The following is a 16950-nucleotide window of genomic DNA, read 5'->3' as shown; positions in this document are numbered from 1 at the left end:
CCATGAACAAGCACCTGTACCGAATCGTTTTCAACAAGGCTCGCGGACTGCTGATGGTGGTGGCCGAGAATGTCACCAGTCAGGTCAAGGCTCCGGGGACCCGTAGCGGCCCGACGCCGGGACCGGTGGCCTGCGCGGCGACGCTCGGGCCGTTGCGCTTTGCCGTGATGGCGGCGATCGGATTGGTGTCCTTGAACGTGGCGCCTGCCTGGGCCGCGACCATCGTGGCGGATCCCGGCGCGCCGGCCGGCCAGCGTCCCGGTGTGATCGAAAGCGCCAACGGTACACCCCAGGTGAATATCCAGGCCCCCAGCGCGGGGGGCGTTTCGCGCAATACCTACAGCCAGTTCGACGTCGACAACCGTGGCGTGATCCTCAACAACGCCACGACCAACAGCCAGACCAAACTGGGCGGCTGGATCGAAGGTAACCCGATGCTGGGCAATGGCAGCGCGCGGGTCATCCTCAACGAAGTCAATTCCGCCAACCCCAGCCAACTGCGTGGCTATGTCGAAGTCGCGGGCCAGCGCGCCGAAGTGGTGATTGCCAACCCGTCCGGCATTACTTGCAACGGCTGCGGCTTCATCAATGCCGACCGGGCGACCCTCAGCACCGGTCGGGCGCAGTTGGAGAACGGACGCATCAGCGGCTACACCGTACAGGGCGGGACGATCAACATCGAAGGCAAGGGCCTGGATGCCCGCGAGACCGACTACACGGACCTGATCGCTCGTAGCGTGCAGGTCAACGCCGGGGTCTGGGCCAACGACCTGAAGGTCACGACCGGACGCAACCAGGTCAACGCCGATAACACCCAGGCCACGCCACTGCCGGGTGACGACGGGGAAAAGCCCAGCGTGGCCATCGACGTCGCCAAGCTGGGCGGCATGTACGCCGGCAAAATCATGCTGGTGGGCACCGAGTCCGGCGTGGGTGTGCGCAACGCCGGGCAGATTGGCGCCATGGCCGGTGAAGTGGTCGTCAGCGCCGACGGCAAGTTGCAGAACCAGGGCGCGATCAGCAGCGCCACCGCGACCCGTATCAAGGCCACCGAGGTCGACAACAGTGGCACGCTCTACGCCAAGGGCGACTTGACGCTCGACAGCACCGGCGACATCGACAACAGCGGCACCGTTGCCAGCCTGAACCACACGACGCTGACCGCCCGCAACATCCGCAGCACCCAGGCGTCCAGCGTGGCGGCGGGTGTCGGCGCGGACGGCAAGCTGGCCGGCGCGGGCAACCTCGCGCTGCGGGCCGGCACGGTCAAGGCACAAGGGCAGAACCTGGCGTCCGGGGACGTCAGCGTCGCCGCCGCGGACCTGGACCTGAGCGGCAGCCAGACCCAGGGGCGCAATGTCACCCTGACCGCCAGCACGGGCGACGCCAATCTCGCCGGCAGCCAGGTCGATGCCATCCAGGTGCTGAGCGCAACGGCGGCCAAGACCCTGCGCACCGGCGCGGCCAAGGTCAACGCCGGCAACCTGCAATTGAGCGCCCGGGACATTGCCAACACCGGCGGTGAGTTGATCCAGACCGGCACCGCAGACACCTTGATCAAGGCCAGTGCGACCCTCGACAACCGCGACGGGCGCATCGCCTCCAATGCCGACAACCTGAAGCTGGGCGCCAGTCGTCTGGACAACGGCAAGGGCAAGGTCGAGCACGCCGGCAAAGGCACCCTGGATATCCAGGCCAACCAGTTGGCCGGTGGCAAAGGCAGCGTGGCCAGCAACGGCAAGGTGACGATCAAGGCCACCGACGTGGTGGTGGACGATGGCCTGACCCAGGGCCAGCAGATCACGTTCGACACCCAGACCCTGTCCAACCAGCGCGGACAGATTGTGCAGACCGGCGCGCAGCCCTTGCAGGTGACCGCCCGTGAGCGCTTCGACAACCAGGACGGGCGCGTCAGCAGCCCCGGCGCGGTGAACCTTGATGTCGGCACGCTGAACAACCAGGGCGGCAAAGTCGTCGCCACCGACGGCGGGGCGCTGACGGTGACCGCCGGCCAACGGATCGACAACAGTTCAGGCACCCTGGCCGCCAGCGGCAACGCCCAGGTGAAGGGAGCCCGCCTGGACAACAGCCAGGGCACCGTGAGTGCCGGGGGTGAGTTGCGGGCGACGTTCGATCAGTTGAACAACATCGGCGGCACGATGGCCGCCACCCAGCGCATGGAGATCATCGCCGGGCAATTCAATAACACCAATGGCGTGCTGGGCTCGGTGCAGTCCGGGCTGCGGGTCAGCGTCTCCGGCGATGGGCTGAACAACAGCGGTGGGCGTCTTGAAGCGCTGGGTGACATCACGCTGTCGGCCCTGGGCCTGAACAACCAGGGCGGGGTGATCAGCGGCGGCGCTCTGGACCTGGACAGCCACGGCAACCGGGTGGACAACAGCCAGGGCACGCTGAACGCCACCGCAACCCTCGACCTGCGCAGCGGCCAATTGCATAACGCCGCCGGCTTGATCCAGGCCAAGGGCAAGCTGCTCATCGACACCGGCAACCAGGCGCTGAACAACCTGCAGTCGGGCACCACCCAAGGGATCAGCGGCCAGGACAGCGTCGAAATCCGCACGGCCAGCCTCGACAACAGTGCGGGTTTCCTGGGAGCCAAGGGCTCCCTGTTGCTCAAGGCCACCGACCTGGGCAATGGCAGCGGCGGCCAGATCATCGGCGAGAAAACCGTACGGGTCGAAAGCGCCCGGGTGGACAATCGCGGCGGTCAGTTGCAAGGCCTCGGCGATGTCCAGATGGTGCTGGGGGAGACGCTCAATAACCAGGGCGGGTTGATCCGCAGTGCAGGAACGCTGGACGTGAGCGCCGACGTGCTCGACAACGGCGCCACCCGAGGCACCCAGCAAGGCCTCGAAGGCCGCGCCATGAGCCTGGCGGTCAATACGCTTTCCAACCAGTCCGGTGCGATTCGCGCCGACCAGGGGCTGAGCCTGGGGATCAGCCAGGCGTTGAACAACGAAGGCGGGCTGATTTCCTCTGGCGCCGGGTTGAGCATCAGCGACCGTGACCCGGCGCAACGGCGCCAGGCCGTGCACAACCAGGGCGGCACCTTGCTCGCGGGCAGCCTGCTGTCGCTCAATGCGGCCTACTACGGTGGCACCGGCAGGGCCCTGAGCCTGGGCGACCTGACCTTCAGGCTGCAAGGCGGCCTGGACTTGAGCGGCCAGATCCAGGCCAACGGTCAGGTCGACCTGAGTACCGAGGGCGCCTTCAACAACAGCGGGCAATTGCTGGCCGGCAACCTGCTGACGGTCCGCGCGCAGACGCTGGACAATGCCGGCACCGGCGAGATCAGCGCCGGCCAGGTTCGCCTGACCGTCAACGACAGCCTGACCAACCGTGGCCTGATCGACGGCCAGCAAGTGCGGGTGCAGGCCCTCTCGCTCAACAACCTGGGCACGGGCCGGCTCTACGGCGACCGTCTGGCGATCAGCGCTTCGACGCTGAACAACCGGGACGAAAACGGCATCGGCGCGACCATCGCCGCCCGCGAGTCGCTGGACATCGGCGCCGGTAGCCTGGACAACCGCGAGCAGGCCCTGATCTTCAGCGCTGGCGACCTCGCCATCGGCGGCGCGTTGAGCGCGGCTGACAAGGCCCAGGACCGCGCCCAGTTGCTGACCAACGCCAGCGCGACCATCGAGGCCCTCGGCAACCTGTCACTGAACGTGCAAAGCGTGCGCAACACCAACGAGCATTTCAGCACCCGGCAGGTGGAGGTCAGTCGTACCGCCTTGCAGGAATTCCAACTCACCGGTTCGACGAACCGCTACCAGGGCAACCAGGTTTCGGTCAGCAGCGACGAAGTGCTCTACCTGGCCACCCCCGAAGGCCGCGAGGACAACTGGAACCGCTACGACTACACCCGGGTGGTGGCGGAGACCCAGATCGCCACCTCGGCACCGGCGCAGATCCTCTCCGGTGGGACGATGCAGATCAGCGCCGGCGACGTGCTCAACGACAAGAGCCGGATCATTGCCGGCGGACTGCTGCAGGCCGACATCGGCAGCCTGACCAACACTGAACTGACGGGCCAGCGCACCACCACCGACAGCGGCACCGCCACCCACTTCTATCGCATCCAGCGCAAGGGGCGCGACCGCCAGGGCACGGCCGTCACAGACTACACGCCGGCGCCGATGATCCAGGACATCACCCTGCAACCAACCGTGTTCGCCGAGAACACCGCGGGCAATGGCACCGGCACCCAGATCGCCGCGCGCGCCACCCAGGGCGTCACCGAGCAGGTCGCCGCCACAGGCGCGGTCAACGCCACGGGCAGCCGCACCCACCAGGTCGCGCCGATCGTCCAGGTCGCCGCCCAGACCACCCTGAACAGCCAAGGCGTGGCTGAGCAGATCCGCAGCGGCGGGCCGTCCCTGGCGTTGCCGAACAACAGCCTGTTCAACACCAACCCGCAGAACACCGGCGGCTATCTGATCGAAACCGACCCGCGCTTTGCCAGCTACCGCACCTGGCTGTCCTCGGACTACATGCTGCAACGCCTGCAAGTCGACCCGGCCCTGACCCAACAGCGCCTGGGCGACGGTTTCTACGAACAGAAGCTGATTCGCGAACAAGTGGCGCAACTCACCGGCCGACGTTTCCTCGATGGCTACGCCAATGATGAACTGCAATACCGTGCCCTGATCGACAACGCCGTCACCGTCGCCAACCAATGGCAATTGGTGCCCGGCGTGGCGTTGACGTCCGAGCAGATGGCCCAGCTGACCAGTGACATCGTCTGGCTGGTGCAAAAGCAAGTGACCCTCCCTAACGGCGACACCCGCAACGTGCTGGTGCCGCAGGTCTACGTGCGGGTCCAGGAAGGCGACCTCAACGGCTCCGGTGCGCTGATCGCCGGGCAGCGCCTGAACCTGAACATCGCCGGCGACCTGGTCAATAGCGGCAGCCTGGCCGGGCGCAGTGTCATGGCGATCACCGCGCAGAACATTCAGAACCTGGGTGGGCGTATCCAGGCCGACAACGCCTCGGTCACCGCCAGGGACAACCTCAACAACCTCGGTGGCCTGATCGGCGCCGTGGACAACCTGTCGGTGAAGGCTGGGCAGGACATCAACGTCATTTCCAGTAGTCGCGACAGCAGCAGCGCCCAAGGCACCCGGACGCAGTTGTCACGGGTGGCCGGGCTGTTCGTCAGCGGTGCCCAGGGCACGATGAATGTCAGCGCCGGCAAGGACTTGAATCTCACCGGGGCCCAGGTCGTCAATGCAGGCCAGGGCGGCAGCACGTCTCTGGAGGCCGGCAACAACCTCAACCTCGGCACCGTGGGCGAGGCGCATCAGCAAGCGTTGACCTGGAACAGCAGCAACTGGCGCAACGACGCCAGCCAGACCGAAGTCGGCTCGCTGATCCAGGGCCAGGGCGATGTCCGCCTGAGCGCGGGCCAGGACCTCAACGCCCGCGCCGCCCACGTGACCAGCGAGCAGGGCGCGGTGTTTGCCGAGGCCAAGCGTGACGTCAACCTCACCACGGCCCAGAACTACCAGTTCGCCGACGAAGCGCACAAGGTCAAAGGCAAGAGTGGGTGGTTCTCCAGCAAGACCACCACCACCCGCGACACCGTCAGCCAGACCCAGGCCGAAGGCTCCACCCTGAGTGGCGAGCAGACGTATGTGCAGGCCGGGCGCGACATCAACCTGAGTGGCAGCAACGTGGTCTCCACCACCAAGACCATCCTGGTGGCGGACAACAACGTCAACATCGAAGCGGCCACCGCCAGCAGCAGCGAACGCCACGACAAGACCGTCAAGAAAAGCGGCCTGTTCAGCGGCGGCGGCATCGCCGTGACCCTCGGTACTCAGAAACAGAGCGTCAAGGACCTCGCCACGGAGCACACGGCCGTGGCAAGCACCGTGGGCTCGACCACCGGCGATGTGCTGATCGAAGCGGGCAAGGGTTACCGTCAGGTGGGCAGCCAGGTGTCGGCGCCCCAAGGCAACATCGACGTCACGGCGCAGACCATTGATGTCGTCGAAGCCCGTAACACCCGTGAACGCGAGCGTGAAACCCTGTTCAAGCAAACCGGGTTCACCCTCACCGTGACCAACCCGGTGATCAGCGCGATTCAAACCAACCAGCAGATGAAACGGGCCTCGGAGAAAACCGACGACGGACGCATGAAGGCCCTGGCCGCCGCGACCGCCGTGCTGGCGACCAACAACGCCGCTACCGCCGTGGCGATGGACCCAGGCTCGGCCGGCGGGATCAACATCAGCCTGTCGCTGGGCACCAAGAAAAACGAAAGCACCACTACCTACACCAGCGACAGCGCGGCCGGCTCGACCATGACCGCCGGCAACGACATCCGCCTGCGTGCCACTGGCGCGGGGGCGGCCAGCGACATCACCGTGCAAGGCAGCGATATCAAGGCCGGACGCAACGCCAGCCTGCTGGCGGACGGCGACATCAACTTGCTCGCCGCCCGCAATGTCGACAAGCAGGAGACCGACAGCAAAGGCAGCAGCGCGAGCATCGGCATCGGCTTTTCCCTCGGTGCTCGCAACGGTTTCACCCTGGACCTGGGAGCGTCCGGCAGCCGTGGCCAGGCAGACGGCGATGGCCTCACCCACACCAATACCCATGTCCAGGCGGGCAACCAGTTGCTGCTGTCCTCGGGCGGTGACACAAACCTCAAGGGCGCGGTGGCCAGTGGCAAACAGGTACTGGCCGACGTTGGCGGCAACCTGAACATCGAAAGCCTGCAAGACACCAACACCTACGTCGTCGATGAGAAGAGCCTGGGTGTTGGCATCAGCTTGTGTGTCCCGCCGTTCTGCTACGGCATGAGTTCGGTCAACGGCATGAGTGGCAGCTTCGGGGCCACGGACATCGACTCCAACTACGCCAGCGTGATCGAGCAATCCGGGATCAAGGCCGGCGACGAGGGCTTCGACATTCGCGTGGGCGGCAACACCGACCTGGTCGGCGGGGTGATCGCCAGCAGCGACAAGGCCGTGCAGGACGGCAAGAATCGCCTGGTCACCGCCAGTCTCACCAGCCGCGACATCAAGAACAAGGCCGAGTACGACGCCAGCTCCGTCAGCGTCGGGGGCGGCTATCGCGAAGTCGGCAAGGACCAACAGGGCAATGCCACCAGCGGCGGCACGCAAACCCCGGGCACCGGGCTGCCGCAGAACGGCAATGAGCTCAGCGCCACCATGCCGATTGCCATCAGTGCCAGCGACGACGCCAGCAGCGTCACCCGCAGCGGCATCAGTGGCGGCACGGTCGTCATCACCGACGATGCCGAGCAGCAGAAGCGCACCGGCAAAAATGGCGAGCAAACCGTCGCCAGCCTCAATCGCGACGTCTCCAGCGACCGCGATACCAGCAACACGCTCAAGCCGATCTTCGACGAAGATGAGATCCGGGCCGGTTTCGAGATTGTCGGCGCGTTCGCCAACGAAGCCAGCACTTTGCTCGCCAACAAGGCCAAGGAGGTCGATGCCAAGCGCAACCAGGCCGAGAAAGACAGGGCCAAGGCCCTCGATCCGAATGCGAACCTGACCGATGCCGAGCGGTTGGCGTTGCTCAACAACTCCCAGCGACTGACTGTCGAAGCCCGCGGTATCGCCGACAAGTGGGGCGCGGGCGGCACCTACCGCCAGATCACCACCGCCCTGGTGGGCGCGGCCAGCGGCAACATCAGCGGCAGCAACGGCGCATTCGTCCAGAGCCTGGTGGTCAACTACGTGCAACAGCAAGGCGCGGGCTACATCGGCGACCTGGTGGCGGACGGCAAACTCACCGAAGGCTCGCCGCTGCATGCCGCGCTGCATGGCATCGTTGCCTGCGCGGGCGCCGCGGCCAGCAGTCAGAGCTGCGGCAGTGGCGCAGCGGGCGCGGCGGCGTCGAGCCTGCTCACCGGCCTGTTTTCCGAAGCCAGCCCCAACGAAAGCGAAGCCCAGCGCGAAGCCAAGCGAAACCTGATCGTCAGCCTGGTCACCGGGCTGGCCGCGAGCAGCGCCTCGCTCGACCCGGCCACCGCCAACAGCGCGGCTGGCGCGGCGGTGGACAACAACTGGCTGGCGACCCAGCAACTGGTCCAGGCCGAGAAGGAATACAGCGCAGCCGATGGGCTGGCGGCCAAGGCGCAGGTGATCGCCAAATGGGCGTACATCAACCAGAAGCAAGACGTACTGACCCGCTTCGGCGTGGGCAAAGGCCTGGTGCAGGCGGGATGGAGCGACGTCGAAGGCCTGGCGCAGTTCCTTCTTCATCCAATTGACGGAATCAACGGCCTCAAGGCCCTGATCAACGACCCCGAGGCCCGCAAGCAGTTCGGCGATGGCGTGGTCAATGAGCTCAACGCCAAACTCGATCGCGTCAAGGATGCCCTGGAAAATGGCGGCGACGACCGCGCTGTGCAGTTGGGCCAGGACCTTGGCGAACTGGTTTGGCAGGTGGGTAGTATTGCGACGGGTGTCGGCGGCGCCGCCAAAGGTGGCGTGGCGCTGGCGAAGGCCGGGATCAGGGTCGGGGCCGAAGGGCTTGAGGCGATGGCTGGCCTGGCCAAGTTCGACAAGCTGGTCGCCCGTGGCGGGCAGTTCAACCCCAATGGCACGCCGCTGATGGATTTCCGGGCGTTGACCAACGCGCAGAAGAGCATCATCGGTGATGTCATGGGCGGCGAGCGGATCAAATCCCTGGTGCCGGGTGCCGAGAAAATCGGCCGAGCGCCGGACATCGGGCAGACTGGTATTGATGACCTGTACAAGGTCAACAAGCCGGGTGTGGATTACCTGATCGTGGAGTACAAGTTTGGTTCGTCTGCGTTGAAACCGACCAAGGATGGTTTGCAGATGAGCGATAGCTGGTTGCAGGGGACTGCCACAAATTATGATCGTATTCTGGAGTCGGTCAGTGGTAACGGTGGAATGGCGCAAAGTATTGAAAACGCCTTGCAGGCTGGGCGGGTGGAAAAATGGTTAGTACATACCGACCCTTTTGGTAATGTCACAGTGGGTGTACTGGATGCCCGCGGAAAGTTTTTCGCTGACCCAGTTGCAGCGTCCAAGCTTCTAGGAAACAAGTAGATGATCCGTGCTCCTCTTGGCAATGTCAGTTATTGGAATCAGGTCGTCGAGGACAATGACGGCTATCTCCTGGAATCTCAAAGAATCATGAGGGAACCTGCGGGTAACCCGGATTACGCGCCGCAATACGCCTTCAACACTGCAAAGAAACATTGGCACCAGATCCTGCGTCGCTACAGCGCTGGCAATCCTATAGCTGATTTGTCGCGCTACTTTCCGGGCTTGCTTGATGCCTGGGAAGAGGCCGAACGCCTGGGTGCATCGGTCTGGACACCTGAGCAGCAATTCACCCGCCACAGCTGGCGCGTCAACTATGACCATTACATCGTCTGCTTCTGGCTGGTGGGCCTGGGGTTGGCGCTGGAGATTCCCGATGATCAATGGCGAAGGCTGCTGGCCCTTATCGGCAACGAAGGCGAGGACGTGTTGCTCGACCGGGTCATCGCGAGTCGCAGTCCCGAGCGCAAAGTGGGGGCCGTTCTCCTTTATCCCAAACCCTATGGACGACTGCTGGCGGCAGTGGATGCGCCGGTGGAGACGCAGGCTTCCAAGTTGGAAGCGTTCGTCAGTCATTGGTATCAGGAAGTCCGAACAGGGGCGAAATCCGGCTCCGATCCCCAGGCAGTCAGTTACAAGCATCCCTACTGGTACACCTATGGCGACGAGAATTTTGAAGGTGGCGCATATTTCGGTCGCTGGTGCGTGGAAGCCGTGGCGGCGGTGAAGGCTTTTGGGCTGGATGATTCACAGTGCCTGGGGCTTGAGCATTATCCCGGGGATTTACTCCGACCCGACGGCCCGAGTACACACCCGCTCAGGCAGGACGCTGAAGCGCCTATTGCGGTGGTTGTTGAGAATAAGGTTGGTTTTTGGTCGAAGTTGTTGGGGCGTCGTTAGCGGTTTCGAGCAGGTTTACAGGCCCCTTTTTCAGTTAAGCAACGACATGCGATGAGCTGAAATGAAGTATTACTTGTTGCGGGAAGATGTGCAGTTTCCTGAACGCTGGTATTTGGGAGATATAAAGCACTGCAACAACTGGCTCTTCATCGACCCCCCTTCTGAGTACATGGAGCCGTGTACCTACACCCTTGAGGTTCTTGAGGAAGGTGGGAGTCTGGATTTTTCCTTGGCTGGCTATGCCTCTGTGCCGGTTTTGAGTGAAAAAGCCAGGGATGCATTGTTGGGCTTTCCCGATGTTGATGAACCGTATATGAATGTCGTGCTCGAGCCTGTGTCGGTTGCAGGCGAGCAAGCTCATGGTCGTTACTATGTGATGATTGTCGAGACCCAATTGGATTGCGTAGACGAATCACGCTCCGCTTTCAAAAAATATGAGGTCAATGATCCCGTACGACCTGATCGAGCTGGCGAATACAGCGTTTTTCTGAATCTTGTCATTGATCCTGCCAAGGCCCAGGGAAAACATATTTTTCGTATCAAGAAACACTTGGGAGCATTGATCGTTAGCGAGGATGTGAAGCTTCGGCTGGAGCGTGCGGGTCTCAGAGGCATGCTATTGGAGGGGGTGAATGGTGAGGGTGAAGTTATTTGCTGATGGGATGAAGCTTGACACCATCCTTTTGTGCGAGGGAGCAAGTGGACTTGCCCCTACCAAACCGGACACCAACTCCCCGTTAATTGATGCTGCCGCCAAGCGCCTGAACTTAGGCAATCACCTGAAAGTGTGAGCGGAAATTTGATCGGCGTTGATTTGAAGGGAGAAGTACTAAGAGTTTTCCTTGGGCACGCAAGACGTTTTTGAGTTACATGGGAACCGCACTGAAATGGAAAAAATCAATACTCTGCTTGAACAGCATCGACGTTGGCTATCCCAGTCGGGAGACATGACGGCTCAAGAGCTTGCCTACATTGATGAGGATCTGGCTAGCGACTCGTTAGGTGGATTGGACAACGTGGCTGATTCGTTGGGGATGCTGGCGACCTACTACGGTGTTCAGGGAGAAGTTGCTATTAGTGATCGAGATCCCGCTGGCTGGGAGCACGTCTCGCGTTCGATGATGTACCGTTATTGGGCCCTGATGCTCAAAGCGAAGGCTTTCTCCAAGACGAGTTTTCTGCAAGGCGTCAAAACTGTCCCCAATTTGACTAATCAATTGAGCCTCGCTGGATGCCTATTGGCAGGATTGATAGTGGCTGATCGTCGAGACCTGGCCGCCTCCGTAGCCGATGTTTTGGCCGGGATGCTGGCTATCAATGGCGCTGTCGATGCTAGCTATCTTGAACAGCGTCGATTCGAACCTTTCATGCTCTGGCTTTATTCAGTCTATTCGCAAGGAGAGACGCTTCCAGAAATTAAGTCGATGAATTTAGGTGTTTATCAAGAGGTGATAAACGAATGGAGTAATGAGCAAGGGCTCGCTCAAGCGCTGGAAAAACTATGTAAGTATCATCTCTCCAATTTTGAGGACAGCGGTGGGGCGTGGGACCCTGAATTCAAATATGCGCCTTTCGATCTGCTACCTTTAGAGATTCACGCAATTTTTCGTGTGCGACAACAATTAGGTTTGACTACGCCAGTTGTGTCGAGTCCTTTGTTATTCGCCGAAGCTGCCGAGTTAGAGAGCGTGGGCATCATTTCTGATCAGCTTGTTGAGCGGGTGGAGGCAGCCTACGAGGGTTTCTTCGTACTTTAGCAGCGAGAGTGGTTACTGGTTCCTAATTTAAATGCCAGAAATTTCCACGATATTGGGTTGTGAAGGAAACTTAAATGGTTCGGGCACCACTGGGAGATTCCCGCTACTGGTCTGAATGGGTTGCGTATGGTGACGAACGCATTGCCCGAGCGCTGGAGAACGCGCGGGCCCCGGCACGCGATCCCGACTACGCGCCGCAGTACGTCTATACCATTGCCCAAGACCACTGGCACCAGATGCTAAGTCGCTACTCTGCCGGATGCCCTGTCGCCGACTTGCCTCCTTATTTCCCTGGGCTACTCGATGCCTGGGAAGAGGCCGAACGCCTAGGTGCATCGGTCTGGACCCCTGAGCAACAGTTCACCCGCCACAGCTGGCGCGTCAACTATGACCATTACATCGTCTGCTTCTGGCTGGTGGGCCTGGGGTTGGCTCTGGAGATTCCCGATGATCAATGGCGAAGGCTGCTGGCCCTTATCGGCAATGAAGGCGAGGACGTGTTGCTCGACCGGGTCATCGCGAGTCGCAGTCCCGAGCGCAAAGTGGGGGCCGCTCTCCTTTATCCCAAACCTTATGGACGACTGTTGGCGGCGGTGGATGCGCCGGTGGAGACGCAGGCTTCCAAGTTGGAAGCCTTTGTCAGTCACTGGTATCAGGAAGTCCGAACAGGGGCGAAATCCGGCTCCGATCCCCAGGCAGTCAGTTACAAGCATCCCTACTGGTACACCTATGGCGACGAGAATTTTGAAGGTGGCGCATATTTCGGTCGCTGGTGCGTGGAAGCTGTGGCGGCGGTGAAGGCTTTTGGGCTGGATGATTCACAGTGCCTGGGGCTTGAGCATTATCCAGGGGATCTACTCCGGCCCGATGGTCCGAGTACGCATCCGGTAAGGCAAGAGATCGTGCCACCTGCGCCAGTGGTCGCGGAGACTAAAGTGGGATTTTGGGGAAGGCTGTTGGGACGTCGCTAAGTGACGATCTGACGAGCAAAGCCGGGCATGGCACTGCCGTTTCAGCGAATCCAAAGTGGGCACGCTGTGGCGAGGGAGCTTGCTCCCGCTGGGCTGCGCAGCGGCCCGACAAGGCAAGGGCCGCTTCGCGCCCCAGCGGGAGCAAGCTCCCTCGCCACGGATTCCACTGGGGGCTGCCAGTTCCTTCTGGCGGACTGGCATTGGCGCCTTTCTCGCACTAAACCTCTCCCATACGATCGGTTAACGGAACGCCACTTGCGGCCGATAAGCTGATGAGCACCCGTTTGGGCGCATCTTTTTTACTTGCCTGGACATCCTCGATGCTGGCGTACCACCAAAAAAGTTTTCTGATCGTCGATGATTTCTCGGATTTCCGCAGTTCGATCCGCTCCATGTTGCGTGAGCTGGGCGTCAAGGACGTGGATACCGCCGACACCGGTGAAGTGGCGTTGCGCATGTGCTCGCAGAAGCGCTATGACTTCATCCTGCAGGACTATCACCTCGGCGACGGGCGCAAGAACGGTCAGCAGGTGCTTGAAGACCTGATGGTCGAGAAGCTGATCAGCCATGAAAGCGTGTTCCTCATGGTGACCGCCGAGACCAGTCAGGCGATGGTGCTCAGCGCTTTGGAGCATGAGCCCGACGCGTACCTGACCAAGCCGTTCAACCGCTCCGGCCTGGCCCAGCGGCTGGAACGGCTGGAGCAGCGCAAGACTTTGCTCAAGCCGATCCTCCAGGCGCTGGATCGCGAAAAACCGTTGGAAGTGCTCAATGCCTGCATCGCCCTGTGCAAGCAGGATCCGCGCTACGGGCCGCTGTGCCTGCGCTATCGGGCCGACGCGTTGCGCGACCTGAATCAGAACGAAGCCCTGGAGCGCCTGTACAACACCATCCTGGCCGACCGTCCGCTGCCCTGGGCCTATGCGGGCCTGGGCAAGTTGCTGTTCAAGCGCGGCCAGGTGGCGCAGGCCAAGGAGGTCTACGAAAAGGCACTGAAAACCTTTCCGATGATGCCGGCCTTGTACGACGGCATGGCCGATGTGCTGGTGGCCGAAGGCGACACGAAACAGGCGCAGCGGGTGCTGGAAGAGGCGGTTCGCCTGTCGCCCCTGGCGGTGCGTCGACAAGCGCTGCTGGGCAAGCTGGCGATGACCAACGAAGACTACGACACCGCGTCCAGGGCCTATCGCCAGGCGGTCGGGCAGGGCGCGCAGTCGCGCTTCAAGGATCCGGAGACCAACCTGGGCCTGGCTCATGCGTTGATCAGCAAGGGCAGCGAAAAGGGCCTCGATACGCGCACGCGGCTGGAGATCAACACGACCCTCAGCGCCGTGGCGAAGGAAAACCTCAACGACCCGGGCCTGCAGGTCCGGGCGCGCCTGATGAAAGCCACGAGCCTGCTGCTCAACGATGCCGAAACCGCCGAGAAGCTCACCGAGCAGGCCTTGCAGCGCCTCGACGGCATGGAGCAGTTCATGAGCGCGGAGGCGGCCTTGTTGGTGGCCAAGCAACTGCAAATGCTTGGTCAGGCCAGCGCCGGCGAGTCGATGCTCAAAAACTGCGCGGAAATCTACGGCGATGACCCGACGGTGATGCAAGGCATCGCCAAGCTCACCGACGACCCGAACATCCTCAACCAGGGCAATGCGGCGGCCGAGCTGAACCGCGAAGGCGTGCGCGTCTACAAGACCGGCGCCTTGCCGGAGGCGCGGGAGCTGTTCCGCCGCGCCCTGAAGATGCAGCCGAAGAACATCAGTATTGCCCTGAACATGGCGCAGTCCCTGCTGCACGGCACCGATACCAGCGTGGAATCGGAACTGCTGCAGGAGTGCCGCGCTTGTCTGAAGCTGGTGGGCATGATGCCCGACACCGACGCGCGGTTTGCGCGTTACCAGAAACTGCGAAGCAAGGCGTTTGGCGATGAATGACAGCGAACAGGCACTCGATTTTTCCACGGTGATCGCGTCGACCGTGCATGACATGAAGAACTCCCTGACCCTGCTCATGCAGGCGCATGCGCAGTGGCTCGAGCGCTTGCCCGACGCCGAGCGCCAGACCCCGGAGCAGGGCGTCATGGACTTCGAATTCGCCCACCTCAATGGGTTGCTGGTGCAACTGCTGGGGCTGTACAAGCTCGGCGTCAACCAGTTGCCCCTGCATCCGGCCTACCACGAGTTGGACGATTTCATCGAGGCGCAACTGGCCGGCCATGAGGACGTGTTCCGCAGCCGCGGGATCATGGCCACCTATGAAGTCGACCCCCTCAGCCCGCTGGGCTTTTTCGACCGCGAGTTGATTGCGTCGGTGCTCGACAATTGCATCACCAACGCCATTCGCCATGGGCGCCAGGCCTTGTTGATCAGCGCGAGCGATGAGGCCGGGCAGTTGGTGCTGACCATCAACGATGACGGCGAGGGCTATCCGGCCGAGATGATCGAACGCCAGGCTGAGTACGTGCAAGGCATCAACCACAGCAGCGGCAGCACCGGGCTGGGCCTGTACTTCGCGGCGCGTATCGCCGGGCTGCACCAGCGCGGCGGCGTGAGCGGGCGAACCGAGATCGCCAATGGCGGTGTGCTGGGCGGCGCGGTGTTCCGGATCTACCTGCCCTGAGGTATTCCTTGCGCATAACCCCTCTGTGGGAGCGAGCTTGCTCGCGAAGGCGGTGCATCAGTCGCTACGCAAAGGCTGACAGACTGCCTTCGTGAGCAGGTTCGCTCCTACGGTGTAGGCTGTGTATTTTCTGACGGTTTTTATTCGTCCAGCCTGCTTGATATTCCGAACAGCCGAAGCCTATTTTGTACGGGTTGCCGTTCGCGGCTCGCATATAACAAGGATTGCGTCATGACGACCGATGGCCAGTGTTCACTCGCGCAGCGATTGACGGGCATTGATGAGATTGAATGCGTTACGCCGGATTTGAACGGCGTGCCGCGAGGCAAGGTGATGACCGCCGAAGGGTTCCTCGAGGGCCGACGGTTGCAGCTGGCGCGGGGGGTGCTGCTGCAATGCATCATGGGCGGTTACCCGGCGGCGCGATTCTACGGCAGCGACGACGGCGACCTGGCCCTGGTGGCCGACCCGCAACAGATCCACCGCCTGCCCTGGAGCCAACAGCCCCGCGCCCTGGCGATTTGCGATGCCGATGAACTGACCGGTGAAAGCTCAAGGCTTTCCACGCGCGGCCAACTCAAGGCCGTGATCGCGCGTTATGCCGCCCGTGGCCTGGCGCCGGTCGTGGCGACCGAGCTGGAGTTTTTCGTGTTCGCGCCCAACCCGGACCCGACCCAGCCGTTCCAGCCGCCGCTGGGCCTGGATGGGCGACGCGAGGACGGGCATTCGGCGTTCAGTGTCAGTTCCAACAATGGCCTGCGACCTTTCTTCAATGAGGTGTACGCCTGCATGGCGGCACTGGGCCTGCCCCGCGATACGTTCATGCACGAAATGGGCGTGAGCCAGTTCGAGATCAACCTGCTCCATGGCGACCCGCTGCTGCTGGCCGACCAGACTTTCCTGTTCAAGCACCTGCTCAAGGAAGTGGCCCTCAAGCATGGGCTGATCGTGGTCTGCATGGCCAAGCCCCTGGCGAATACGCCGGGCAGTTCGATGCACATCCACCAGAGCGTCGTGGAACTGGGCAGCGGTCGCAACGTCTTCAGTGACGAGGCTGGCGAGCCGACGGCCACTTTCCGGCATTTCATCGGTGGGCAACAGGCCGGCCTGGCCGACTTCACCGCCCTGTTTGCGCCGAACGTGAACTCCTACCAGCGCCTCTACCAGCCGTGCGCCTCGCCGAACAATGCCTGCTGGTCCCATGACAACCGTTCGGCCGGGCTGCGGATCCCCGCCAGTTCACCGGTCGCCCGTCGGGTCGAGAATCGCTTGCCCGGGGCGGATGCCAACCCGTACCTGGCGATCGCCGCGAGCCTGGCCGCCGGGCTGCATGGCATTGAAAATCGCCTGGAGCCCAGCGAGGCGATCCAGGGTGAATTCGACGTGCCGGATAATCTCTCGCTGCCATGTACCTTGCATGCCGCGTTGGAGCGTCTGAAACGTAGTCATCTGGCGAAGGAACTGTTCAGTGAGGAGTTCATCGAAGGCTACGTTGCTTCGAAGACCCTTGAGCTGGCCAGCTTCTTCGATGAGATCACACCCTGGGAACGCCGCATTCTGGCGGCCCAGGCATAACGAATCGTTGTATCCGGGCTATCTTCAAGGGTAGCCCTTACCCCACCTCAAGGAGCC

8 protein-coding genes are annotated in these 16950 nt (G+C 62.3%); all 8 read left to right on the top strand.

What is annotated here, in order from left to right:
- The first annotated feature begins 2 nt into the window (after positions 1-2).
- The 8 genes from KI241_RS20565 (at position 3) to KI241_RS20530 (ending at position 16893) form a co-directional block, all read left to right on the top strand.
- Positions 3-9080, top strand: a complete 9078-nt coding sequence (locus KI241_RS20565; RefSeq protein ID WP_212802943.1) for a hemagglutinin repeat-containing protein — start codon at positions 3-5, stop codon at positions 9078-9080.
- Positions 9081-9977, top strand: a complete 897-nt coding sequence (locus tag KI241_RS20560; protein WP_042728503.1) for a PoNe immunity protein domain-containing protein — start codon at positions 9081-9083, stop codon at positions 9975-9977. It abuts the gene before it with no gap.
- A gap of 61 nt (positions 9978-10038) precedes the next feature.
- Entirely contained in the window at positions 10039-10635 is a 597-nt protein-coding gene (locus tag KI241_RS20555) for a DUF1629 domain-containing protein (RefSeq protein ID WP_042728502.1), read from the top strand.
- 184 nt (positions 10636-10819) lie between these two features.
- A complete protein-coding gene (locus tag KI241_RS20550; protein ID WP_234407984.1) occupies positions 10820-11734 on the top strand; it encodes a hypothetical protein in 915 nt (304 codons plus the stop codon).
- Between the two features lie 74 nt (positions 11735-11808).
- On the top strand, positions 11809-12705 hold the full coding sequence (locus KI241_RS20545; protein WP_042728501.1) for a PoNi-like cognate immunity protein: 897 nt from the start codon (positions 11809-11811) through the stop codon (positions 12703-12705).
- Positions 12706-13025: 320 nt separating this feature from the next.
- The gene (locus tag KI241_RS20540) at positions 13026-14633 is read left to right on the top strand and encodes a tetratricopeptide repeat-containing response regulator (RefSeq protein WP_042729807.1); all 1608 of its coding nucleotides are present in this window, start codon (positions 13026-13028) and stop codon (positions 14631-14633) included.
- Positions 14626-15318 carry a HAMP domain-containing sensor histidine kinase gene (locus tag KI241_RS20535; RefSeq protein WP_042729806.1) on the top strand — a complete coding sequence of 231 codons (693 nt, stop codon included), beginning with the start codon at positions 14626-14628 and terminating at the stop codon, positions 15316-15318. Before KI241_RS20540 ends, KI241_RS20535 begins: the two co-directional genes overlap by 8 nt.
- A gap of 333 nt (positions 15319-15651) precedes the next feature.
- A complete protein-coding gene (locus KI241_RS20530) occupies positions 15652-16893 on the top strand; it encodes a glutamine synthetase family protein (protein ID WP_185057643.1) in 1242 nt (413 codons plus the stop codon).
- The last annotated feature ends 57 nt before the right edge of the window (positions 16894-16950 follow it).

Origin of the sequence: Pseudomonas sp. Cab53, from assembly GCF_018325965.1 — a bacterium.
Classification (GTDB): Bacteria; Pseudomonadota; Gammaproteobacteria; order Pseudomonadales; family Pseudomonadaceae; genus Aquipseudomonas; species Aquipseudomonas chlororaphis_E.
The sequence above is the reverse complement of the archived record's forward strand: the minus strand, read 5'-3'. Positions and strand labels throughout refer to the sequence as shown.